Genomic DNA, 24,676 nt, shown 5'->3' on the forward strand with positions numbered 1-24,676 from the left:
TCCGCCACTCAGTCACATATTCTTCATCCCGAAGGAATCATTATAAGTGCTTCGTTCGACTTGCATGTGTTAGGCACGCCGCCAGCGTTCATCCTGAGCCAGGATCAAACTCTCATGTTCTGATATGAGCACTTAGCGATTGTTTTTTAATCGCTTACGTGCGATTCGTGCAAAGTACTTAGCGAGGTTCTTTCGAGCTTAGTACTTTGTATAAGTGTTTGATTCCGTCAAGATAACTACTAGCTATCTTTCCGTCATACTGTTTTAAGGTTGCTTCCCATCTTCCGCTCTCGTCTACAAAATCGCTTTTGCATCCGGTCGCTTCTATAATAGGAAAGCGTTCGTTTCTGAAATTCTTTTTTAGAATTTTCAGGGTTGTTTCACTGTTTAGTTATCAATGTTCGTTGTCGAATTTTCGTTGCTTTCTTGTGGCCTGCAACTTTTATAGGATATCACATCCTCAAGTTACTGTCAACAATTTTTTCAACTTTTTTTCGATTCAATTCCTGCCGAATCAACCGGCGAATGTTATAATACCATTTCCTAAACCATAAGTCAACACGAAATTACAAAATAATGTTATTTTTTACCAATTTTCTATTCCCAGCCAATTGAGAAGGGGCTGGCACCTTTCGGTCGTAAAGCAACTCCGCAAGCAATGGCGTGAAGAAAGGGGCCTGTCCCCGGATGCTGACTTTAATACCACATCCAGGGAAACAAGGCTTTATTTCTTCAAACAGACCTGCATCCCGGGGCAGGCCCCTGGAAAATTATCCGAAAATCATAGGCTCCAGCCCCCAGTGCATTCCCGGTTGCTCCAAAGGGAATGGCAGTTCCAAACACATTTTATTGTAACTTCCGGCTATATATTTTATAATTCGCCCGGCCCGCTCTTTTTGCTTCATACAGAGCGGTATCCGCATTCTGGTATAGCTCCTTGAAAGTCACGCCGTCACGCGGATAAAAAACCACCCCCAGACTGCAGGATACCCTTCCTTTTTGCGGATAGATCCGCGCGAGTGTCTGACAGAGCAATTCGATTCTGGATTTCACATCACTTTCTGATGTGATACCACACAGGAAAACCATGAACTCATCCCCACCTATTCTTCCGCACAAATCTTCTTTCCGCAGAGAATTTTTCAGCAAAAGGGCAGTATCTTTGATCACCTGATCTCCAAACTGGTGTCCAAAATTATCATTTTGTTCTTTAAACCGGTCTATATCAATCATAATCAGAGCATGGCGGACTACATAATCCTGGATTCCGATAATATCAGATGCTTTCTGTATAAAGGTCTCTCTGTTCAGAATCCCTGTCATGGCATCATTCTCCAGACGGCTTCGCATCTTCCGTTCCTTTCGTTTCTCCCGATCTATATTCAGGGTCAGCAAAAACATCTTCACATCATTCGTGTCCGGGTCTGTAATCATACGGACAGCCGCCCTCACCCAGCAAAACTTTCCGCTTTCGGAATACTGTCTGCGGTACTCAATGGACGTCTCCCGCTGCCCGTCAAAATAACGTCCGAGTAAGCGGTCCCGGTCAAAAAACCGGTAAAACTTTTCCCGATCCTTCTCGCAAACAAAATGCTCTCCTATATAAAGCATTTTTTCGGTGTATTTTTTTATCCGTTCCAGTTCGGCCGACGTCTTATCTTGCGTTCCGGATACGATCGAGTCTCTGGTCAGATTGTATTCATAATAGCCGATCGTCTTCCCTTCCTGGGATTTGAAATACTGGCTCCACTTCTGATAGGTCAACTCCAATTCCCGCTGCTCCGTTATATCATCGCAGGAAATGATTCCCCGGACCGGCCTGTTTTCATTATCATAGATAACGGAAAATTTCGCTGTGAACCAACCGAATGTCCCATCCTTTTTTTCTTTTTTCACAGAAGCGCTCCCCTGGGCGTCTCCGCGCATCATGGCCTGATAAAAATTTCTATAATCTTCTTTACTCTCTTCGCTGATCACGCCGGAATCTATCACGCTGTTCGGCACATTCTCTACCACAGCAGGCATCCCGAACACGTCAGCCATCGGCTTGGGCTGAATAAGACGTCTTGCGGGAATATCGAAAATATACATCATTTTATCTGTAAGCCGAAAAGCCAGTTGGCTCTCTTCCATACTCATTCTCAGCTCTTCTTCCATCTGTTTGCGCTGTGCGATGTCAACCTGTACACACACCATGCTTTCGGGCCTGACCGGATCATAGGCACAGCAGACCAAAAGCCATAGCAGCTTCCCCGTGCGGTGAACCCCTCTGTACTCCAGTTGAAAATACCTGTTTCCTTCCTTTATTTGGTTCAATACCTCTTTATGGATATCAGGATAATCTTTTTCCGGCAGTATATACCTGGCATTCCTGAATCCTGCCTCCTTAGCATTTTCGACGGTATAGCCATATATTTCATAATAAAAACGATTCGCATAGAGAATCGTCAGTGACTCATCCAAGGCGACACGGCAGATTCCGCAGGGCGCAACGTCTAATATATATTGGTATTCTTCTAAAGACAGCATACCTGTTCCCCCTAAAATAATAACTGGATCCTGCGCGAATGATCCTACCATTTATATATGGGAACTGACATAAAAGTTGACACTTTCTCTTAAAATGATACAATAGGACTGATCAAAATGAGTTTGTATCAGTTATCTTATAAAGCCATCACATCACAGAAGGAGTGTTAACAATGATCGGAGATTTACACTGTCACAGCCGCCATTCCGATGGTTCCTGCACGGTCCGGGAATTGATCTCATATGCCAGCCGGATTCATCTGGATTATCTGGCAGTCACAGACCATGATACCTATCAGGGAGTGGCCGAAGCGCTGGACCTGGGCGGGAAATATCACGTTGGCATAATTCCCGGGCTGGAATGTACGACCAGGGATCCTGGCACAGGCCGTCCCGTTCATGTCCTGTGCTACCGCCCCAAACGCTTTGAGGTTCTGGATCAAGTAACCGAACTCACTTCCGGCCGCCGCACACAGTCCAAACTTCAGATGCTGGAAAAATTAAAGGCTTATTATCCCATATGCACGGAGGATGTAGCCGCCTATGCCGCAGACAGCTCCGCTATCTTTGAGCCTCACATTATGCAGGGGATCGCGAATCTGGGGTATACCAATGCGATCTACGGACCGCTTATGGATGAACTGATCGGGAAAAAGGGAAAATGTTATGTTCCCATCGAATATCCGGATATCTATGATGTAATCGATATTATGCATGACGCCGGCGGACTGGTCGTTATCGCCCATCCCGGCCAGTTCCGCAGTATTCCTTTAGTCCGTCAGCTGGCTGCCAGCCGCAGGATCGAAGGCATCGAATGCTACCACTACAGAAATACCGAGGAGGATACCAGGGAATTGCTTAAGATCGCCAGGGCGAATGATCTGATCATCACGGGAGGTACCGATTTTCACGGTATGAATTCCCGTCAGCCTTATCCTCTGGGTACCTATACCACAGACGATGAAAATCTACGCCGGATTCTCGCTTTTTCATGACCAGCTTACGTGCGATGCATGAAAAATTGTCAGCGAGGTTTTTTTCGAGCGCTATTATTTTTCAGATAATCTGGGTATGTTTATCATACAAAGTTTTATAGCCCAAAAACAAGGACCCAAAGCAGGCGCAGGCCACAACCGTACAAATCGCAATCATGATCGCAATCTGATAGAGGATCGCGGTTGTGGGCAGTGTCCCGGCTAATATCTGCCCTGTCATCATACCGGGAAGAGATACAATTCCCATGCCCACCATGGAATTAAGGGTTGGCAGCATAGCCGTCTCCAATGCCTGTTTCACAAACGGGAGCAGGATTGTAGATGGCGAAGCGCCAAAACATAACAAGGCATGAATCTTTGCCCGCTGTCCATCTAACGATTCGCTGAAGGTTTTGACCCCCAGAGAAACACCGGTCATAGTATTTCCCATGATCATGCCGGAAACAGGAATCACGTATTGGGGATTAAAGACACTTTCGCCCACGACTACACATACAAAATAGAGGATAACAAAGATTCCGGAAATGGCTATGGAGGCTGCTATGACCGCTTTGAACCGCTTGTTCAGGTTTTTGTTTTTAGACAGCACCCTGTGAATGGAAAATGAAATCATCGCAAGGAGATAGAGCAAGGTAAACGCGGGATGTGGGTTTTTAAATATATACGTAAGAATCAGGCCGGCCAGCACAAGCTGTACGGTCATTTTTATGCTTGCCGCAATCAATAGTTTTGTCTGATCGATTTTGCATTTACGCATGATAAATACAACAAGAATCAAAAGAAGATAGATGAGCAAAAACTGCCAGATCTGGAATTGAACCACACTATTCATCCTTTATTTTCCCCCAATCGAATGGTGTAATCCGAGAATTTTTCTATTAACTCATCATTGTGGCAGACACATACCGATGTGATATGCTCCTGTCTGCAAAATGCTTTGATATTATGAAGCAGCCTGACGGATGTCTCCTCATCCAATGCGGCGGTGGGCTCGTCCAGTAAGAGCACCGGGGGAACGCACGAAAGAAAAATCGCTAAAAATACGCGCTGCTTTTCTCCGCCGGAAAGAGTTCTGCAGTTGGTGGTCAGGTCAAAATCCGCGCAGCAGATATGCAGGAAATTCTGTATCTCATCCCTTCCAGGCATCTCCATTCCCCTGGCGTCCCAGTAGTAACGAAAGTTATCCATAATGGTTCCATCAAAAAGAAACACCTCCTGCGGCACCAGCTGAACACTCTTCCTGTAAGACAGTACCGGCAATTCCTGAACATCCCTTCCCTGATAACAAAGCCGGCCGGCAGACGGAATAATCGTTCTGTTCAGTATTTTAAGATAAGTGCTCTTTCCACAGCCGCTTTTTCCGGAAATAAATGAAAAAGAATCTTTCTTAATTTCTATTTCAGGATAGGTAATCAAATCCATAAACTGCATACCGGCGGATGACCAAATAAATGACATTTTGCGCCCCCCTTTTTATCGTCCTATGTTTCAGATATTCCATCGGATACTATCCAATGATTCCGATTGCGTCCCTGACCGTCTTTACTCCCTTCAGGGAGATCCCTCCGATCTTAGGAAGGGAATCTAACGATACTTTGGGCAGCACCACGGTTTCAAACCCCAGTTTTCTGGCTTCCAGCACACGCTGTTCCGCCATATTCACAGCACGCACCTCGCCGCTTAATCCCACTTCCCCGAATACGATCGTCTTATCATCAACCGGCCGGTTCTTGAAGCTGGAAACGATAGCCATGACGATCCCCAGATCCACCGCCGGTTCGTTCATTTTGATGCCTCCGGCCAGATTCACATAGGCATCACAGGCGGACAGCTGGAGACCCACTCTCTTTTCCAACACTGCCATCAGAAGATTTACACGGTTAAAATCTGTTCCGGCGGCTGTCCTCCTGGGTATTCCGAAATTACTGTGGCAAACCAGCGCCTGGATCTCGATCAGGATCGGACGTGTGCCCTCCATGGAGCAGGCCACCACAGAGCCGGAAGCCCCTTCCGGTTTTCCATTTAACATAAACTCAGAGGGATTGGCCACTTCCGCCAGCCCTTTTTCCCTCATCTCAAACACACCGATCTCGTTGGTGGAGCCAAACCGGTTCTTCACTCCGCGCAGAATCCGGTAAGCCGCGTGCCGGTCCCCCTCAAAATAGAGCACCGTATCCACCATGTGCTCCAGCACTCTTGGTCCGGCCACCACTCCCTCTTTCGTGACATGTCCAACCAGGAATATAGAGATATTCATTCCTTTGGCGATCTGCATAAAGGTGGAGGTGGATTCCCTCACCTGGGATACACTCCCGGGAGAGGATGAGACATCCTCCCGGTACATGGTCTGGATCGAGTCGATGATCACGATCTCCGGTTTCATCCGGTTGATGGCTTCCTCGATGATTTCCAGGTTTGTCTCACACAGGAGCATCAAATCGTTGGTAAAGCTGCCGATGCGCTCCGCCCGGATCTTAATCTGGCGCAGGGATTCTTCGCCTGATATGTACAACACCTTGCGGTTCTGTGTGGATAGATTCTGACAGACCTGAAGCAGCAGTGTGGACTTCCCGATCCCGGGATCACCGCCCACCAGAATCAAAGAGCCGGCCACGATGCCCCCGCCCAATACCCTGTCCAATTCATGGATTCCTGTATGAATCCGGTCCTCCGTATTTGTTTCAATTGCTGATAATCTCACAGGTTCATTCGCGATACGCTTTTGCATCTTCCCGGCACTTTTTGACGGAACCACGGGTTCTTCCACAAAGGTGTTCCATTCCCGGCAGGCCGGACACTGTCCCATCCACTTGGATGATTCATAGCCGCAGCTCTGACAGAAATATGCGGTTGTTTTTGCTTTTGCCATTCTTTCCTCCAGCGCCGCATATCCGCGGCTTTCCTGATACGACAAGGGCCGCTTCAGTAAAGAAACCTGTTTGCAGGCAGGAATCCTCTACTGTAGCAGCCCCCGATATTTTGATTTTTATAGCGAATACAATTACGACATCTTAATTACTTTCACGCTAATCTGATCTTCATCACCCAGTTCCACGCTCAGAGTTAACTTGCCGCTTAAGTTTGTCTTCATCGTTCCGGCATTGGTATCATTGATCAGGATCTCATATTCTGTCTCTTCTTCCAATTCCAGTGTAATCTGCGGATCTTCCCAGCCTTCCACCGTGAATTCAACGCCTTCTTCCGTCTCCTTCAGGTTATATACGGCTGTACCGGGCACGGACTCATAAACAAACATACCGTTCTTTTCCAGTTTGGTGATTTCTTTGAAGGTTTTTACTTTGTACAGATCCCCCTGAAATTCGAAATCCTCCAGCTTCGTCTTGGCAGCCAACTCATAGTCTCCAAAACTGATGGTGCCGTCCGCCTCGGTGCGTATTAACTCTTTTACTACTGACATTTGTCAAGCCCTCCTACTTATTCATGACCCTGTATCGACACTGCCGTTCCTTTCGGCAGCTTACGGGAATATTATATAATAAATCGCTTCCCATTGCTAGTCATTTATGCTTTTGTTCACACAAATTTCCTTATTATGCATGCTGACCACCGCATGGTCTCCTGTCTTAATGGTACCGGAGAGAATCTCCTGGGCCAGCCGGTCCTCGATCTGATTCTGGATCGCCCGACGAAGCGGTCTGGCTCCGTATTTGGCGTCAAAGGCCGTGTCCGCGATATGTTTGCGCACGCTGGGGGTAACCGTTAATTTGATCCCCATCTGGTTCATACTTCGCTCAGACAGTTCCTTTGCCATCAGGCTGACGATCTGCTGCACATGTTCTTTGGAGAGGGCGTGGAAAACGATGGTTTCATCGATCCGGTTCAGGAATTCCGGCTTGAACATTCTCTTTACTTCTTCCATAACCCCGTTTTTCATGTATTCATAGTTTTGTTTTTCATCCGATGAGGTGGCAAAGCCCAGTTTCTTGGGAGAAATGATGGACGCGGCGCCGGCGTTGGAAGTCATGATGATAACCGTATTTTTAAAGTCCACTTTCCTGCCCTGGGAATCCGTAATATGTCCGTCGTCCAGGACCTGCAGCAGAATATTGAACACATCCGGATGCGCTTTCTCGATCTCATCAAACAGCACCACCGAATAGGGATTCCGGCGCACCTTCTCGCTGAGCTGCCCGCCGTCCTCGTGGCCTACATATCCCGGAGGGGAGCCGATCATCTTGGAGACGCTGTGTTTCTCCATATATTCCGACATGTCGATCCGGATCAAAGCCTGCTCATTGCCGAAGAGAGCTTCCGCCAGCGCCTTCGAGAGCTCCGTCTTGCCTACGCCGGTAGGCCCGAGGAACAAAAAGGAACCGATCGGACGTCCCGGGTCCTTAAGGCCCACCCGTCCGCGTTTTACCGCTCTCGCCACCGCGGTGACCGCCTCTTCCTGGCCGATCACCCGTTTGTGAAGGGTCTTATCCAACCGCAGCAGTCTGGCGCTCTCCGCCTCCGCCAGCTTTTGCACCGGTATCTTCGTCCATCCGGATACAATATCCGCGATTTCATTTTCCCCCACCGTTAATTTTTTACGCCCGGTCCCTTTAGCAGCCTGCAGCTGCCGGCGTTCCAGCGTCTGTTTTTTCTTATGGATCTCAGCTTTGAGGCTTCCTGCTTCCTGATAGCTGCCGCTTCGGATCGCTGCTTCCATCTCCTGGTTTAACTGTTCGATCTCTGTCTCCAGCTTTCCTGCTTTGGAGGTCTTAAGCCCCAGCAGCCGGACTTTTGAGGAGGCTTCATCGATCAGGTCAATGGCTTTATCCGGCAGAAACCGGTCATTGATATAGCGGGCGGACATCTTAACCGCCGCTTCCAGCGCCTCATCCGTGATCACTACCTGATGATGCTTTTCATAATACGGGCGCAGCCCTTTTAATATCTCCACGGTCTGCTCCTCTGTGGGTTCTTCCACATTCACCGGCTGGAACCGGCGCTCCAGAGCAGCGTCCTTTTCAATATATTTCCGGTATTCTTCGATCGTAGTGGCTCCGATCAGCTGGATCTCCCCTCTGGCCAGAGAGGGCTTCAGGATATTGGAGGCATCGATGGCGCCCTCCGCCCCTCCTGCCCCGATGATCGTATGAATCTCATCGATAAAGAGCAGGATATTGCCGTTATTGCGCACTTCCTCGATCACCCGCTTGATCCGCTCCTCGAATTCTCCCCGGTATTTGGACCCGGCGACCAGACCGGATACATCCAGGGTCACCAGCCGCTTATCCCGCACCGTCTCCGGCACGTCTCCGGCCACGATCCGGGAAGCCAGCCCTTCCGCGATAGCTGTCTTGCCTACGCCCGGCTCGCCGATCAGGCACGGATTATTCTTCGTCCGCCGGCTCAGGATCTGGATCACCCGGGCGGTTTCTTCTTCCCTTCCCACTACCGGGTCCAGTTTGCCCTCCCGGGCCATCTTTGTCAGATCTCTGCTGTACTGGTCCAGCACCGGCGTCGCCGTTGCTTCTTTTGCTCCGCGCTGGAACTCATCCTTGTAGGCGTTGGGGTCCAGCCCCATAGCCAGAATCACTTCCATAAAAAGCTTAGGGATATTGACCCCCAGCGTCGTCAGCAGTCTGGTGGCCACACTGTCTCCTTCGTGCAGGATCGCCAGCAGAATATGTTCGGTCCCGATCCTCTCACTGCGGAAACGCTCCGCCTGGGTCTCACTCTTTTCCAGAATGTTCTGGGCCCGCGGAGTAAGCCCTTCCGGTTCCTGCAGGCCGATCTGCTCTGACGGGGCGATCAGGTCTCCGATCAGATCCAGCAGCTTCTTCACTTCCACTCCCTGGTTCATCAAAGCCTGGCCCGCTACTCCGCCATCCTCCTGCAGTAACCCCACCAGGATATGTTCGGTGCCGACATAGCTATGTTTCAATTCCTGTGAAGTCTTTTCCGCAATTTTTAAAACATTCAAAGCCTTCTGTGTTAACTGTTTTCGCATGTATGCTCCTCCTGTAAACTAATCATATTCCTCAAATATCTCATCAATCATATCGTGCACTTCCTCACAGCTGATATCGTTGCAGATCGCCTTGGCCAGAAGCACTTTCAGCTCCTTCTTCATCTCTCCCAGCGCCTGCAGCTTGTCCGCGTTCAGCGCGATGATCGCTCCTTTTCTCCTGTCCAGCTGGATAAAACCTTCCTGCTTCAGCACCGTATAGGCTTTATTCACCGTATGCATATTAATGCCGATATGATCCGCCAGCTGTCTGACACTTGGCAGAGCATCCCCTTCCTGGATCTCGGAAGTGGCTATGCCTATGATGATCTGATTTCTCAGCTGGATGTAAATCGCTTCGTCACTGTTAAAATCTATCTGTATAACCACAATACCACCCTTCCATTCATTATATGTATGTCCGATGATTTTTAATCCGATTTTTTGTTATACACATAATATAACAGCTGTAGCACCTTGTCAAGCAGATAAGCGAAACGGGAGGGGACTGGCCCCTCCCGTTTCGCTTATCTGCTTGACACCTGATAGTGACGATAGACAATGTTTCCAATCATAAGGATTATCAGGGATATGGCAGGATACAGGATAAGGATAAATTGACAGTTCGTGAGCTGGGCGCCCAGCAGCGGGACCAGGCGGTTATCTGTGAAGCAGTCCATACTCAGGAAATTGGCAGGGAGGTAGCTGCGGATCTGGGAAGCCACACGGAACCTGGGTCCGATCTTGACAAGCAGGCTCAGGAGCATGAATCCCAGCATAAAGTACATGGCTGCGGTACTGCTTTTCAGAGCCGCAGACAGGAACATGGCCATTACACTGTATAGGATAGCGGCGGCGAGGTACAACGCGAAGCAGAGAAGGACGGTACCTCCTGCGTCCAGAGTCCGGGAGCTGTCGGGCAGGATTATTTGCAGCGCAGCGGTATAGCCGTCCGGGCCGTAGAGAAGAAGGCTTGTGAGAGCAGCGGCGGTATAGAGGAAAACTGCAGCCGCCAGTCCGAAGGTGATTCCCGCCAGGATTTTAGCCAGGTAGAGGGGCGTTCTTCCATTGCGGCAGCATATGGTAATTTGATCGGTTTTTTGCAGGCGCTCGTCGGAGAATACACCTGACAGGCAGACAGCAGTCACGAGGAGAAGCATGATATTCAGGACTGCGATCTCAGAGAGGATGAGCTTGTAGCCTTTCGCGTATTCATAGGTATAATGGGCAGGCAGAGATGCTTCTTTGCTCTGCCAGTAGGCGGTTTCCCGGGAGGTCAATTTTTGGGTATCCCACTGTTCCTGAAGATTGGACTGACGCTTGGCGTATAGGGAATCGGCATTTGTGCGCTTCACTGCCCCATCGTCTTCTCCATAAATTTTCCAGACAAAATTGTAGATTTCGTTATAATCCTGGGAGCGATCTTCCTGCATTTCTGTAAGGAGCGCATCATCTATGGATCGGCCGGAAAGGTTCCTGGCGGCGGTACGGTTTTTTATCATGTAGTCGTAGCCGCTGATCTGGACGCCGTCCATGGTATAAGAATTAAAAAGTACGCCGCTCAGGCTCATGAGGATGCAGATAAAAAGCATGACCGCCGCGGTGATCCATACGATTTTACGGTTTCCTATTTTTTTCAGCTCAAATGTATATAGCGCGGCTATATTATTCATTTTCCGCCTCCTCTCCTGTTTGCTGCAGGTAAAATGCTTCTAAGTCCTGATGGCTTCCATCCCACTTTCCTTCATAGATGAGCTGACCTGAATTCATCATCAGAATCGTGTCCGCGATGTGTTCCAGATCTGAGACGATATGGGTGGATAGCAGTACAATGCTGTTTTTTCCGATCCCGGCGATCAGGTTGCGGAACCGGACCCGCTCCCGGGGATCCAGGCCGGAGGTCGGTTCATCCAGAACCAGAAGGCCCGGATCGTTCAGCAGGGCCTGGGCGATTCCCAACCGCTGCTTCATGCCGCCGGAGTAGGTCTTTATTTTTTTGTTTGCCATATCCTTCAGCGAGACGGTATCCAGCAATTCGGCGGATTTCCTTTTTGCCGCGGAACGGCTCAGCCCTTTCAGGGAAGCCATATACAGCAGGAAATCCATGCCGGTGAAGTCGGGATAATAGCCGAAGTCCTGGGGCAGATATCCCAGCTGTGCGCGGTATTCTTCCGATGCGGCGGGAAGGCCGTCTAAAGTGACAGCGCCCCCGGTTGGTTTCAGAATACCGCAGATCATACGCATCAGCGTGGTTTTGCCGGCGCCGTTGGCTCCCAGCAGCCCATAGACTCCTTTGTCTAAATGAAGGGATATCCGGTCCACAGCGATCGTATTCAGGAATTGTTTCGTGAGACGGTCTAAGACAAGCTGCATATCAGTTCCTCCTCTGTCTGGTGTACTATTTTATATGTTTCCAGGGCGGTCAGGGCAGCCAGGATAAGAAGAGCCGCTATCCACCAGTGTAAACGGGTATTCTGATAAAGAACAGGCACCGCTGTCTGCAAAATGAGATTCAGACCGCTGGTGATAACCGCTGCCGCCATACATCCGTAGAGCGCTTCCTTTCCGTGTATTTTCCGGACGATGCACAGGCCGGACACAGTGGTTAACAGATAGGGAACCAGCAGATAAACTCCCGTCTGTATGGCCGTCGTAACCCCCTGGATGCAGGAAAGCGGAATCAGCAGGCCCAGCAATATCAGATGGAGCAGGCCCATGATACCCATCCGGGCCAGGGTCACGCTCTTCAGTGAAAACCTGGAAGCCATCTCCAGTTCCTCCATATTGTATACCCTGGACCGGGCATTTTCCGTAACGGCGGACAGAGCCGCAAAAGGAATCAGAGACGAGATAATCCACAATGTGTCCTGGTTAATAAATATGGCTCCTGCAAGAGCGATGCCAAATAAAATCACGGATAACGCCCATACCGTTTTTCGAATAAATGTGGCCTGTATCCAGAGGAAGGAAAACTGGCTTATTTTTACTGGACGTATTGTTTTAAAAAAAGCTTGTTTACCCACAGGCTCCGGCGCCTCGAATGCGTCTTTTAAAGCCTGTTTCATTATCTGTTTCATTCGAATCCCTCCTTTCCGAATTTGTCCTGTAACTGTTTCAGCGCTTTTGCCGTCTTCCGGTATACGGAAAACCGGGAAAGGCCGTATAGCTTGCACAGAGCGGAAACGGGTACTTCGTTTACGTAGCGAAGCAGTATTAATTCCTGTTCCTCCCCGCTTAATTCAGCCAGCGCTGTTCTAAGTGAGACTGCGGTCAGTATACGGTTCTCCGTATCCGGACATGCCGCCTCCTCCGGCAAAGGGGCGCAGGGCTGTCTGCGGAATTCATCGATACAGAGATTTCTGGCTATGGTATACAGATACCGGAGCCTCTGGCCTTTTTCATAATACTGGTCGCTGTCCAGAAACCTAAGAAAAGTCTCCTGCGTCACATCTTCTGCCGTTTCCCGGTGATGCAGCTTAAAATAACAGTAACGGTAGATTTTATCATATTGGTCTTCTAAGTCCATGGACACACCCGTAACCTCCTCTCATTATGTATAACGAATGAACAGCGGCATATGTGCGGTTATTTTTAAAAATATTCACCGAATGGAATGTTTCACATTATTGACGCATGTATGGTAGAATACTTTAAGAGCATGCATAATTAAGAAAAAAGAGAGGTATGGCCATGAAAAAGAAAAGAAGTAGTCTACATAACTTTGTATTATATTCCGTCTTTCTCTTTTATATTTTTGTTCTGTGCGTTCTGCTGTTCCGGACCATACACCCGGCCAGATCCCTGAATCTCGTTCCCTTCCGTTCCATTATCAACTATCTGTCCGGCCGTGATCAGATCATGCATACCTTTGCCCTCAGCAACGTGCTGGGCAATATCGTTTTATTCATCCCCCTCGGTATCTACCTGACTCTGTTTCACCGCGACAAGAGAATATTCAAAAATCTATTATGGATTGTCATTATCAGCCTGACGGTGGAAATCATACAATATACCTTCAGGCTAGGCATCGGTGATATCGATGATATCATTCTGAACAGTTTGGGAGGATTCCTGGGAATAGCCGCATACCGAATGCTGTTGTTAATATTTAAGGACACAGGCAAAGTCCGCCGTATCATAGAAATAATTGCTCCCATTGGAGGTATCGCCAGTTTTCTTATCCTGTTCCTCTATAATACACTCTGATTATTATATCAATAAATGAACGCTATATTTCACCATATATCTCTGTGTATCTATGAATCAGAGACAGCCTGTAATCCGCCAATAATTATACAAAAAGACTGCCGCACCTTGTCCAATCAGCTTTTTAAGCCTGAATATTTAAAGTTACAGCAGTCTTTTTTCTATTGCATTTCTATAAAACGTAATCTTTTATTTTTAAAAATCATCATCATCCAGATCCAGCACATCCAAATCGATATCCAGGTCGTCCAGATCATCTTTGCTCTCATTCATCAGTTTTTCAACCGCATCCATAATCTGTGCCTCATCGTCCATTACGACAGGCTCCTTTTTCGCCGGTCTGGAGGTACTGCGTGATGCACGGGTCGGATGGGAAGCTTCGGAAGCCTGGGTGGCCCTTCGTTCTCTGGACCGTCCTGCGCCGGAAGTATCCGCAGCCGGTTCCGATTCGGTTTCTTCATAGGAAGGAGGCGTAAGCTCTCTGATATCCGGCTTCACTAATTTGGGAGTCTGGTTATCTCTTAGACCTTCCTGGGTCTTCTTCAGTATTTTTTCCGACATCGGGAGCTGTTCCAGCCAGTTGTCGTCATCCGGATCGGTTTCGTCATACTCTTTGCCGTCGAAGTCATCATCGTCCTCCCAATCATCCCCGCGTTTCAGCCGGTTCACCTTCAGAATCAGGTTGATCACTACAAAGAGCAGAAGTACCGACAGAACGATCAGCGCACAGATGATTTTAAACCTTGCCGCCAATTTCGCGTCGGCTTCATCCTTGTTTACGCCCATCTGCTTTTGAAGCGCCGCCAATTCCGCTGCGGTATCGTCATTCGATTCCGTATCGGGTGCCGCCACGGGAACATATTTTTGGAACGTCTGCTGGACAGGGTCAAAGGAATACCAGTCCTCCAGGCCATTATTGTCCATCGCATAAATCAGCTGATAAGAATTACCGGTATCGGAAGCCGGCGCAGCATCATTTTCCGGATTCTCCGGTTCCCCGCCGCCCTCTTCACCCCCGGGATTTTCCGGGTCCTGGGCTTCGGTGGCATACACGGTCATCGGGCCGAACATAGCTGTCAATCGGTTCAGCAGCCCGTCAGCGGATGCTTCGCCGCCCCCGTCCTGATCACCGTTTTCCCCTTCTCCTGCGCCATCCTGAGGCGCTTCTGTCTGCTGCGTTACCTGATATCCCTCCACAGCGATTCCATCCAGCTCAACCTGGATCTGCTCATATCCCTGGGGCACCTGGGAGGGGTCCGGCACGGGTATCGGAATCAGGAATCCGCCTTCTTCCGGCGAAAGCCCGATGGGAATCTGAATAAAGTTGGAAAAAGTCCCGGATTGAGCGTTATATATATAAAATCTGCCGTTTTCCTTGTTCTCATCCACCAGATACATCAGCTCCATGTCGGAGTTGGTCATCTTTGCGCTTTTGATCTCTTTTTCTTTATAACTGGAGGTGTAGGGTTCGAAACCCTGCGGGATCTCCTCATCCTTAAACTTTTCGGATACCAGACGGATCTCCGAACCAACCGCTGCTTCCAGTGTATCGTCTTCCTCCGGCTGTTCCTCATCCGGCTTCGGAGTCGGCGTAGGTGTCTCCTGGCTCTTCGCCTCCTCGGTTACCGCGATGCTGTAAGTAGCCTCGTTCCCATTGGGGGCGCGCACAATGATTTTAATCGTGGTCTTGCCATTACTCAGTTCGGTACCGTCAATGGATACCACTTCCGCCTCTTTTTCCATCGGATTGGCACTGACCGCGACCTTCGTCGTTCCCTTGGGTACCGTGGCTGTATACTTGGTCTTGGATCCTGTAAAGGATGGGGAAAGCGTTCCCGGAGATATTTTCAGGGATGACAGCTGGTTGTTGGCGGATTTCTTTTCTGAACCGCCGCTGTCACCGCCGCCTCCATTATCGCCTCCGCCGTCTCCGCCTCCTCCGCCGCCGTTATCCCCTCCGCCGGGGGAGGTGACGGATACGGAAGCGCCGCCGGGCTGCCCGATATCCAGCACTTCTTCATTAAAGTTCGCCACTTTGTAATTCGATACATTCACAGAGGCGTTCCCGGGCGCGATCGCCTTGAAGGTGACGGTAGCACCCAGGGAGGTCTGTCCGGGTGCACTGTTCTGAGCCACCAGATGTACACTTCCGGAACCTCCGGAGGCATTCACGCTGGAGCTCTGGTATTCTAACAGCGAAGCGTCATAGGACAGTGTCACATCCATCGCCGCGATATCTCCGTCGGCAGCGTTTGCTTTTACACTGACACTCACAGTCTGGCCCACATTACAGCTCCCGCCGGAAACCTGGAGGTTTCCGCTGGCTGCCAATACCCTGGAAGGAAACCAGGGGAGCACCAGGCAGCATACCATGGCAACCGCCAGTACCTGATATAATTTTTTCATAGTATTCTCCTCTCCTGTTCTACGACAATAACTGAATTCCCAATATATGCTTCTGAATCCGGATCAAATCGATGATATCCACTGTTCCGTCTCCGTTCACATCCGCTGCCGCGAACTGGTCGGAGTTCAGAGTGGTCAATCCGATGATTGCTTTCTGCACCCTTACCAGGTCCAGCACATCGATCGATCCGTCCTGATTAACATCCCCCTTGGTTACATTTCCCGCCGGAGGATTCTCTCCGCCCGGGTTTTCATCCGTGCCGCCGCCGCTCTTGGCTATATTCAGCGTGTAGGTTCTCGTCGTCCCATTCTGAGCCTGGACCACGATCTGGACCGTATTCATGCCTTCTTTCAGAGCCACGCTGCCGGTACCGCTCAGGATACGAGCCGACGGATCATAGACATTTGCGCTTATGTTAACTGCTGCTACCGGATCATCCACGACCAGTGAATATTGTGTCGTGTAGATATTAAAGGAAGGAGATAAACCGTAGCCGCTGACTTCGATACTGCTCAGCAGGTTGACCGGATTACCGTCCCCGGTAGGTTTGGCGCACACCGTGTTCGGCATATTGGAGTATACCGGAATCTTGAATACCAGCGCCATATCCTTCAGCTGGTCATAGGCGCTTGAAAGTTTCGCGCTCTCATTCGCCGCACCGTAGATGCTGGTCATATACTGATGCGTATGAGGGCTTCCCCCCTGCACATTGAATTTCTTCAGATACGTGGTATCCTGTCCCCTGGCCACATACTGGGTGCCGTAGAACTGCGCACCGCCGATTATGGACTTATAGCGGCTGTTCCAGGGCCGGTTATAGGAGGTATCGCCGTTGTCAAATCCTCTGGCGTACCACAGCCCTCTCTGCACAGCATCCCTGGTCCCATCATCATAGGCACCGATATTCAAATAGTTGTATAATCCCTCATATCCCGGATAGGTTCCTGAGATCAGCTGTGAAGTGCCGTTTCCCTGCTCTGTCAGAATCGCAGAGGCCAGCGCGTATGGACTGACTCCCGACTGCCGGCCGGCTTCCATCAGCACATCCGCATAACTGTAATTCTGGTTGTTTTCGGAAAAACCATTTGCCATAAATGTGCCGGCTATTATCCGGTTAACGCCGTCTGTGTTCTGCGCCCCCTCATTAAAGGACTGAAGCAGGAACAGGAATATGTATTTGGAATCCAGGAAATTCCTGGGGTCCATATAATAGCGGATGATTCCGTCGGATGCCGCTACCCATCTGGCGCCGTCCTGGCCCACCCACTGTCCGCTGGACAGATCATAGGCACCTGGCTCGATGGATTTCCATGAGGAAATACTGCTGTTCTCCACGTTATTTTTACCGATCGCAGATTGCGCAGCCACTACGGAATTCCAGTCCATTCCGGTCTGCTGAGGTACAAACTGCCAGTTCGGATACTGGCTATGTAAAGAAGCAAGTGCGTTGCAGTAGCTCTCCGGAAAACCCGCGTCCAACAGCTGCTGCTTATAACCGTCGTCCACCGAGGTCAGCGCAATACTGCTGGCGATCACATATCCTTCCCCGGAACCATATTCGATCTTATACCAGCCGTTTCCCATATCCTGCAGGATATTGACCGACTGTCCGTTGTTCAGTGATCCGATCTTTCCATAATTAGTCCCTGGTCCGGAACGCACGTTCAAAGTATTGCTGCTTTGCATTGACACTACGCCGGTGGTGGCAGCGGAAGTATAGAAATTCGAAAAATAAAATGCTCCCCCGACGATCATACAAACAGCAAGACTGAGAACCAATCCTTTTATCCTGGTTTTCCAGCCTGTCCTCACAAAATCACTCTCCATGCCCTTATTATCCAATGCTTTGTCATTTTACATTATATGAATTTATGTAACCTATTGTCAATCTAAATATGTGTAAAATATCAATTTTTCAACATATTTCCACATTTTTCCATTCTTTATGTTAACTTACAAACAGTTTTTGATAAAATCACGTGAAAATCACATGACAATGTTTTATTATACACGATTTTGGGTTTTAATGTCTGAATATTTTCTTATTTTTTCCATTTTCATCCTATTGTTCCATCCGGCCGGCTGGAGCAATAGATTGCTGCGCCCTGATTTTCGGGCGTTCTGGGAAGAGGAGAAAGATGCAAAGATAAGCAGAAATAGAAATACAGAATTTTTATTGCGGGCATGATTACCCATAGAGAAAGTGACAATCACATCCAGGAGACGGTCAGGTCCGGAATAGCACCGGCCCGTATTCTTCTCCTGGATATCCATGATTCAATGCGGTACGTCCCGCTTTCCTAATACGTAGTCCCTCCCCTGATAAGCTCCACATCCAGGAGAATCCGATTCTTAGTAATCTCCTCCCCCTCGATCTTGCGGATCAGCGTGTCCACCAGATTCGATGCCAGCAGATCAAAGGGCTGTGCCACATGTGTCAGGGTCGGATGGAACATTTTCGCGATATCCACTCCGTCATAGCCCACTGCCTTAAACTGTTCCGGCACCTTAAGGCCCCGTTCCAGCGCGCATTTCACCGCGTAGACCACCACCACATCGGTGGAGAAGGCTCCGTCTATCTCAGGATAACGTCCGAACAAAGAGTGGATGATCTGGTAGTATTCTCCTCTTTGAAATTCGTTTTCCTTCAGTTCATAGTTGATACACCGGATGTCATGCTGTTCCAGAATCTCCTGGAATACCCGGTTTCTGATCAGCGCCGGAGTCTTAACATCCGTGTTGCCTCCGATATTCAGCACACACTTACAGCCGTTGCGCACGAATTCCATCGCTGCCAGCCTGCCGCCTTTCTCATGATCCGAACTGATGGTGGGAATCTGCTCCCCCAGCGACATGTCGATGGCCACCACCGGCAGGCTGATCTTCTCATACTCACTGGTCTTTAACATGTGTGTTCCGATAATAATACCATCTACTTTGTTTTGCCGCAGCATGTTGAGATAATCATGCTCCCGGTTGGCCTTTTCCTTCGTGTTGCACAGCAGCAGCTTGTACCCGTGCTGGTATAAAAGCAGCTCAATGCGCTTCGTCAGCTCCGCAAAGAAAGGATGAGAAATATCCGGAATCAGCAGGCCAATAAAGTAGGTGCGCCGGTTGTACAGATTTCTGGCCAGCTGGTTCGGCTGATAATCCAGCTGCTCTATCGCCTGATATACCTTCTCGTAAGTTTCTTTTGAGATATAACCTCTTTTATTTAATACCCGCGAAACAGTTGAGACGGAAACACCGGCCAGCAGTGCCACATCTTTAATTCCAGCCATATCTGAATCTCCTTTGCCGATCGAAATTATACTGATATTATACCAATATCTTCCACCTTTTCCAAATAGTTTCTGCCCTTGCCGGTTGTGTTTACCCTTTTCGCAAGGCTGAGGGCACCGTCCTTCATTTCGTAGACCAAAGGATCTGGTATATAGTCGCCCTGATCAGACCAGACCGTCCCCAGCAGGTACCACCTGCCGTCTTTCTCTATCAGCTGGTTCGCATACTGTACGTTGCGGTCCGGATCGTCAAAATCATCCGGCAGCAGCTTCCATTCCCTGCAAAACCGATAAGGTCCAAACATGGAATCACTGATCATGTAGTAGCTGGTCTGCCGCAGCAGATTTCCGTATCGTTTCACATACTGGTCTGAAAAAAGCAGGCCGTAGCAGGAAAACAACAGCACATACCGGCCGCCGATCTTATGAATCTGGGGACACTCCATCTCCTGGCATACCGCCTCGATCTCCATGGGCTGCAGCAGTTCCCAGTGTTCCATATCATCCGATCTGGCTACTCCCACAGTACCGCAGGCATCCGGCTTTGCGTCCTTTTTCGTGGCGCAGGTCAGATGATAGGCGTATTCCCCATCCGTGAACAGATAAGGATCCCTCCAGTGTGAGAACGTCCTGACGCCGGCACCATTCATAGCGTAATAATGATCATCCGGACGTGTGATCGGATTGCAGCTGCATTTTTCCCAGTGATACAGGTCTTTTGAGAAAGCCAGGCCCACCATACCTACAGGGCCGTTCCACTGGCCGGTATAGGCCATCCAGTAGAGCCCCTTATATTGGATCACCGATCCGGTGGATATTCCGTTGGCATCCCACTCCCCGGCATTTCCTTTTCTCAATACCGTCCCCTGCAGTTCCCAGTGGATCATGTCCCTGCTGGTCGCATGGGCAATCTCCCAGTCCGTATGACGGGGCACGGATTCCGGGCAGGTGAGATAATAGCAATGGCAGATATCCCCCGCCACATAGTACCAGGTATCCCCCAGATGATTTCCTTCATGTCGTAACAAAAGTGTCCCTCCTTATACTGCTCTGATTGTATCGCAAAACTTTTACAGAATACATACCTCATCCACGATATCTGAAAAATATTCCTTCATCTGCCCCATCTGTTCTTCCGATGGCGCCTCAAATGTCTCAGCCAGCCTCCCGATCCCTGCAGCCTTATAATTTCCGTAGGCATGATAAGGCAGCAGATCCAGCCGTTCCACCCCGGATAAACCATCCAGGAAACGGTGAAGCCCTTCCAGCTCCTCCTTCGTGTCATTGATTCCGTGTATCAGGGGAGTGCGGACCCAGAGTCTGGCTCCGGCCCGGCTAAGCCTGACCGCATTATCCAGAATCCGCTCATTCGAAACCCCGGTCATGCGCTCGTGTTTCCGGGAATCCAGCATCTTGATATCGTATAAGAACAGATCCACTTCCGCAAGCAGCTGTTCAAACCATTCGAAGGGGACACAGCCGGCAGTATCCACAGTTACAGAGATCCCCGCCTTTTTGATCCCCGGGAGAAAGCGGCCCAGCACGCCGGCCTGCAGCATCGGTTCCCCGCCCGAAAACGTGACACCCCCGCCATCTGCATAGAGAGCCCGGTCTGCCTCCAGGACTTCCAGGAGAACAGGCAGCGTAAGTTTTTCCCCGATGACTTTCGTGGCATCCGGGTAGCATACCTTCACGCACTCGCCGCAGACACTACATTTGCCGGTGTCCCTGTTTATATGTCCCGCCTCCGCGGACAAAGCCTGATTCGGACAGGCCCGCAGGCAGGCGCCGCAATGTATGCACCGGTTCGAAAGATACTGGATCTGGGGCCCGCTTATTTGGGTCTCCGGGTTATGGCACCACCGGCAGGACAGATTACACCCCTTTAAAAATACGGTCGTCCGGATCCCGGGGCCGTCGTGCAGACTATAACGCTGTATTTGTGTGATAAACAGGGAATCATCCATTGACAAATGTCCTTCCGATAATTTCATCCTGGATCTGGGAGTCCAATGAGGTAAAATAAGCGCTGAACCCACAGACGCGCACGACGATATTTTTATACGCATCCGGATTCTTCCGGGCCTGAACCAAAACCTGCGGATCCAGAAGGTTCAGATCCAGCGCGCTGCCTCCCGCTTCCAGAAAAGCTTTCATCGTCCGGATCAAATATTGTGACCCAGGCTCTGATTTCATCAGGGGCATTTCCAGATACAGAACGCCGGCTCCCGGATAATCCGTCATATCGATCTTTTGGAGTGTATGCAGGATGTTGGCAGTATTCGAGATACCGCTTATATCCGACGGGTTCATTCCCCTGGACAGCGGTGTTCCCGCCAGACGCCCGTCACTGGTGGCCCCCACGTGCTCCTTCATCCAGTCAAAAAGATAGAACACGAACAGGGAAGCTTCATAGCGGCCGCCCCGGTTGTTCCGGAACCCGGAGGCAGTGCCCGCCAGATCACGGAAGATTCTGTCGGCGAACTCATTCACCTCAGGGGTATCCATCCCGTATTTCGGGCAGCGGTTCAGCAGATACTCCCGCATTCTGGGGTCTGTCTTAAAATCACTACGTAATAGTGCGGCCAGCTGTTCCAGGTTCAGCATGTGCCTGTCATAGACCACCTCTTTGACAGCCAGAAGGGAATTGATGGCTGTGCCGATCCCCACCAAAGGCATACTGGTCGGATTATAGACCGCACCGCCCTCAGTCATGTCCATCCCTTTTTCAAGGCAGCCGGTCAGTGTGGCGGACAAAAGCGGACAGGGATTGAACTCCCGCGTCACTGTCTCGTAATGGTTCAGTACTTCCACCAGCCGTTTATAGATACTGCGCAGTTTTGCAATATAATTTTCGTAAAATGCCTCAAAGCTCTCCAGCTGATCCGGCTGCTCGTATCCTGTATTCTCCTGATCAAAGAACAGGTTCAGGGAATCGTCAAAAAAGGAATTGACCAGTTGAGGCAGGCTCAGATACAGAAACGCGCGGCTGTTAAACTCTGTGTTATCCAATACCGGCTCCTGGCATCCTCCCGCCGAGTAGAGTCTGGCGTCTTTTAATTCCTTTCCCATCTTCACATTGGACGCGATGATAACATCATCATTCAGAAAAGAAAATACATTCTTTCCTCCGGCGATCATGGCGGCTGTACGGGAAAAATATTCTTCCGGATGCCGGCCGGTAATTCTGGCCTGGATCTTGGGATTGACCAGATCGTATTCGTCATAGACTTCCAGGATCATACGGGTAATGTCATTGTATATCACGTTTCCGTCCTGATCACAGCCGCCGATGGTCAGGCTGTTGTTGGTGGAGGCGAACTCATCTCCTGTCAGGTCCCATCTGGCGTCCGTATGGACCAGGAAATGAGCCATCAGATTCTTCGCCTTTTCATAGGTTTGTTCCCCCCGCTCACAGTCCTGTATATAATAGGGTTCCAGGAGACGGTCCAGATGTCCCAGGATCGCCACCGCCACTCCCTCCAGGCTGGTCATCATCTCTTTGAAAAACAGGATACAGCAAAGCGCTTCATAGAAGTTTCCCGCCGGTTCCCAGGGCACCCGCTTCGCTGCCTCCCGGATCATCGCCAGATTGTCCCGCAGCTCCTGGTCCTGTTCGGCGGCAAGCATCTCTCCCGCCAGCGTGGAAAAGCGTCCCGCGATCTGTTGCATCGCTTCGCACCCCTCGATCACACTTTGGTAAAAGCCCAGAGCCATCGGGGACGTCTGCCTATTCATCTGTTCCCTGGCTTCCAGAACAATTCCTTTTAAGCCCTTCTTCAGCAGATTATCATAGCCAACGCTGTGATGTGCCAGGTCGGAAAAGATATCCCCCCAGATCAGGTCACATTCCTTATAAGGCTTTATCCATTCCTGGAATTCTTCGGCATAATGCATCTGTTTTTCCATATACCAGCCCTCCAGTCCAGGGCCGGGCGGGAATCCGTTCTGGCTGCTGTTGCGGATTCTTCCCGTCTTGACCTCAAAGAAAAAGGGGGACTGCCGGAATATCTTGATCTCACACAGCTGTGCCGCCGCCCGGTAGACAAGAGCTTTTCTCTCGTAGGGGGTCCGGTCTTTTGCCTCCTCATACCACTGATCCAGGATCTCTTTCACTGGTGTGACATCATAGGGGCAGCCCCGATAATATTCGTCGTACTCCTCAAAAACAGCCTCCCGGTGTGTTGCAAATTCTGATGCCATAGGTTATCACACTCCTTTTTTATTATCCGGACTCATTTTTTATTTCATAGGAGCTCTTCCCTATGAACAAGAAAAGGTCAGAGCCACCTTGACCGCCTCTTTGTTTTGGATCGCTTCAAAGCCCTTCTTATAGTCCTCGATTGGCAGAACATGGGTGATCAGAAGATCCGTATCGATTCTTCCTGAGAGAACCGCATCCGCTATGAATGAATGTGTCTCACGCTCCAATTCATTAATCGGCCACTGCACGAACTGAAGCTTTCGGTTCCTGATTCCGTCCATGGAAAGCACCAGACGGTCCCCGATACCCAGACCGTATACCGCAACCGTGCCGTCCTCTTCTGTCAGACGCATTCCCTGCTGTATCGTCTCCTGGTTTCCCACCGTGTCTATATAGCAGTTCAGCCTGCCCGCCCAGTCAGCCTCAAGCCTTCTATGGTCTTCTTCCTTCCGGTTATGGTAACACTCCATAGCCCCGATCTGCCGGGCCCGCTTCAGATTCTCCGGGCGGTTGCCCAGAACGGATACGTTCCGGATTCCCGACAGCAGGCAGTTATATAGCATGCAAAGTCCCACCGGGCCATCCCCCACGATCAGGACATTGTCCTCAGGAGACAAGCCGATCCTTCTCACCGCGCTTAAAGTCTCTTTTAATGTAATCATCAGGGACGCCTGCTCGGGTCTTATGCCCGCAGGCACGACCTGCTGGGTGAGCCCGCACGGATCATACGCCCGCTTTTGCCCGTCCTCCCGCAATGCCTGAGTGTCCACCACTATCCCATATTCTGCGAACCCGCCCCAGGCGCTTCTGTATTTTCCTGCGTCCAGCAGGCATGGGCGTACCACCAGATCACCGGGCCAAAAGCTCCTGACCCGGTCTCCGGTTCTTATGACGCGGCCCGCACCCTCATGCCCCAGTACCAGGGGATACTCCTGTGCTTCCGCCAGCTTTCCCTGTATGATCTCCCGGTCCGTACCGTTACAGATCATACAGCAGCTCATCTTCACCAGCGCTTCGTATTCCCCGATCTTAGGCATGGGGATATCGTCCACAAGCCTTACTTCATGCTCTTTCGTTACAATTAATCCTCTCATCGTG

The 24,676-nt window shown here is 50.0% G+C and carries 20 protein-coding genes and 1 rRNA gene; 2 read left to right on the forward strand and 19 right to left on the reverse strand.

The features are described 5' to 3' along the window. Together ABC831_RS11765 and ABC831_RS11770 are read right to left on the reverse strand one after the other, a co-directional pair. A 16S ribosomal RNA gene (locus ABC831_RS11765) occupies positions 1-120 on the reverse strand; the annotation flags it as partial. Positions 121-846: 726 nt separating this feature from the next. After that, entirely contained in the window at positions 847-2,529 is a 1,683-nt protein-coding gene (locus ABC831_RS11770) for a GGDEF domain-containing protein (RefSeq protein WP_343248319.1), read from the reverse strand. A 173-nt stretch (positions 2,530-2,702) separates the two neighbouring features. On the opposite strand from ABC831_RS11770, the gene ABC831_RS11775 reads away from it, so the two are divergent. Beyond that, positions 2,703-3,524: a PHP domain-containing protein gene (locus ABC831_RS11775; RefSeq protein WP_343248320.1), complete on the forward strand. Its 822-nt coding sequence runs from the start codon at positions 2,703-2,705 to the stop codon at positions 3,522-3,524. Between the two features lie 61 nt (positions 3,525-3,585). On the opposite strand, the gene ABC831_RS11780 is transcribed toward ABC831_RS11775, so the two are convergent. From ABC831_RS11780 to ABC831_RS11825, 10 genes are all read right to left on the reverse strand, one after another. Beyond that, on the reverse strand, positions 3,586-4,356 hold the full coding sequence (locus tag ABC831_RS11780) for an ABC transporter permease (RefSeq protein ID WP_343248321.1): 771 nt from the start codon (positions 4,354-4,356) through the stop codon (positions 3,586-3,588). After that, a complete protein-coding gene (locus ABC831_RS11785) occupies positions 4,353-4,982 on the reverse strand; it encodes an ABC transporter ATP-binding protein (protein ID WP_343248322.1) in 630 nt (209 codons plus the stop codon). Before ABC831_RS11785 ends, ABC831_RS11780 begins: the two co-directional genes overlap by 4 nt. 49 nt (positions 4,983-5,031) lie before the next feature. Then, complete coding sequence (radA, locus tag ABC831_RS11790) at positions 5,032-6,393, reverse strand: DNA repair protein RadA (protein WP_343248323.1); 1,362 nt, start codon at positions 6,391-6,393, stop codon at positions 5,032-5,034. Positions 6,394-6,525: 132 nt separating this feature from the next. Beyond that, positions 6,526-6,942: an endosialidase gene (locus tag ABC831_RS11795; protein WP_343248324.1), complete on the reverse strand. Its 417-nt coding sequence runs from the start codon at positions 6,940-6,942 to the stop codon at positions 6,526-6,528. Positions 6,943-7,038: 96 nt separating this feature from the next. Then, a complete protein-coding gene (locus tag ABC831_RS11800; RefSeq protein ID WP_343248325.1) occupies positions 7,039-9,483 on the reverse strand; it encodes an ATP-dependent Clp protease ATP-binding subunit in 2,445 nt (814 codons plus the stop codon). 18 nt (positions 9,484-9,501) lie between these two features. Continuing rightward, the gene (locus ABC831_RS11805) at positions 9,502-9,870 is read right to left on the reverse strand and encodes a GntR family transcriptional regulator (protein WP_343248326.1); all 369 of its coding nucleotides are present in this window, start codon (positions 9,868-9,870) and stop codon (positions 9,502-9,504) included. 137 nt (positions 9,871-10,007) lie between these two features. Further along, positions 10,008-11,153 (reverse strand): ABC transporter permease subunit, encoded by a 1,146-nt coding sequence (locus ABC831_RS11810; protein WP_343248327.1) that lies wholly within the window; start codon positions 11,151-11,153, stop codon positions 10,008-10,010. Continuing rightward, entirely contained in the window at positions 11,146-11,853 is a 708-nt protein-coding gene (locus ABC831_RS11815) for an ABC transporter ATP-binding protein (RefSeq protein ID WP_343248328.1), read from the reverse strand. Before ABC831_RS11815 ends, ABC831_RS11810 begins: the two co-directional genes overlap by 8 nt. Further along, a complete protein-coding gene (locus tag ABC831_RS11820; protein WP_343248329.1) occupies positions 11,838-12,557 on the reverse strand; it encodes a hypothetical protein in 720 nt (239 codons plus the stop codon). Before ABC831_RS11820 ends, ABC831_RS11815 begins: the two co-directional genes overlap by 16 nt. After that, positions 12,554-13,006 (reverse strand): RNA polymerase sigma factor, encoded by a 453-nt coding sequence (locus tag ABC831_RS11825; RefSeq protein ID WP_343248461.1) that lies wholly within the window; start codon positions 13,004-13,006, stop codon positions 12,554-12,556. The genes ABC831_RS11820 and ABC831_RS11825 overlap by 4 nt, the downstream gene beginning before the upstream one ends. 164 nt (positions 13,007-13,170) lie before the next feature. Here ABC831_RS11825 and ABC831_RS11830 point away from each other — a divergent pair, with 164 nt between their 5' ends. Then, positions 13,171-13,686 (forward strand): VanZ family protein, encoded by a 516-nt coding sequence (locus ABC831_RS11830; RefSeq protein WP_343248330.1) that lies wholly within the window; start codon positions 13,171-13,173, stop codon positions 13,684-13,686. Positions 13,687-13,881: 195 nt separating this feature from the next. On the opposite strand, the gene ABC831_RS11835 is transcribed toward ABC831_RS11830, so the two are convergent. The 7 genes from ABC831_RS11835 to ABC831_RS11865 form a co-directional block, all read right to left on the reverse strand. Then, positions 13,882-16,092, reverse strand: coding sequence for a cohesin domain-containing protein (locus ABC831_RS11835; protein ID WP_343248331.1), 2,211 nt, complete (start codon positions 16,090-16,092; stop codon positions 13,882-13,884). A 19-nt stretch (positions 16,093-16,111) separates the two neighbouring features. After that, positions 16,112-17,905, reverse strand: coding sequence for an SH3 domain-containing protein (locus ABC831_RS11840; protein WP_343248332.1), 1,794 nt, complete (start codon positions 17,903-17,905; stop codon positions 16,112-16,114). A gap of 488 nt (positions 17,906-18,393) precedes the next feature. Further along, a complete protein-coding gene (locus ABC831_RS11845) occupies positions 18,394-19,374 on the reverse strand; it encodes a LacI family DNA-binding transcriptional regulator (protein WP_343248333.1) in 981 nt (326 codons plus the stop codon). A gap of 26 nt (positions 19,375-19,400) precedes the next feature. Next, on the reverse strand, positions 19,401-20,402 hold the full coding sequence (locus ABC831_RS11850) for a glycoside hydrolase family protein (protein WP_343248334.1): 1,002 nt from the start codon (positions 20,400-20,402) through the stop codon (positions 19,401-19,403). 42 nt (positions 20,403-20,444) lie between these two features. Beyond that, complete coding sequence (locus tag ABC831_RS11855; protein ID WP_343248335.1) at positions 20,445-21,341, reverse strand: glycyl-radical enzyme activating protein; 897 nt, start codon at positions 21,339-21,341, stop codon at positions 20,445-20,447. Further along, positions 21,334-23,577, reverse strand: coding sequence for a pyruvate formate lyase family protein (locus tag ABC831_RS11860; RefSeq protein WP_343248336.1), 2,244 nt, complete (start codon positions 23,575-23,577; stop codon positions 21,334-21,336). Before ABC831_RS11860 ends, ABC831_RS11855 begins: the two co-directional genes overlap by 8 nt. A gap of 60 nt (positions 23,578-23,637) precedes the next feature. Beyond that, a complete protein-coding gene (locus ABC831_RS11865; protein WP_343248337.1) occupies positions 23,638-24,672 on the reverse strand; it encodes a zinc-dependent alcohol dehydrogenase in 1,035 nt (344 codons plus the stop codon). Between the last annotated feature and the right edge of the window lie 4 nt (positions 24,673-24,676).

The sequence above is a fragment of the Diplocloster hominis genome (genome assembly GCF_032380655.1).
GTDB lineage: Bacteria > Bacillota > Clostridia > Lachnospirales > Lachnospiraceae > Diplocloster > Diplocloster hominis.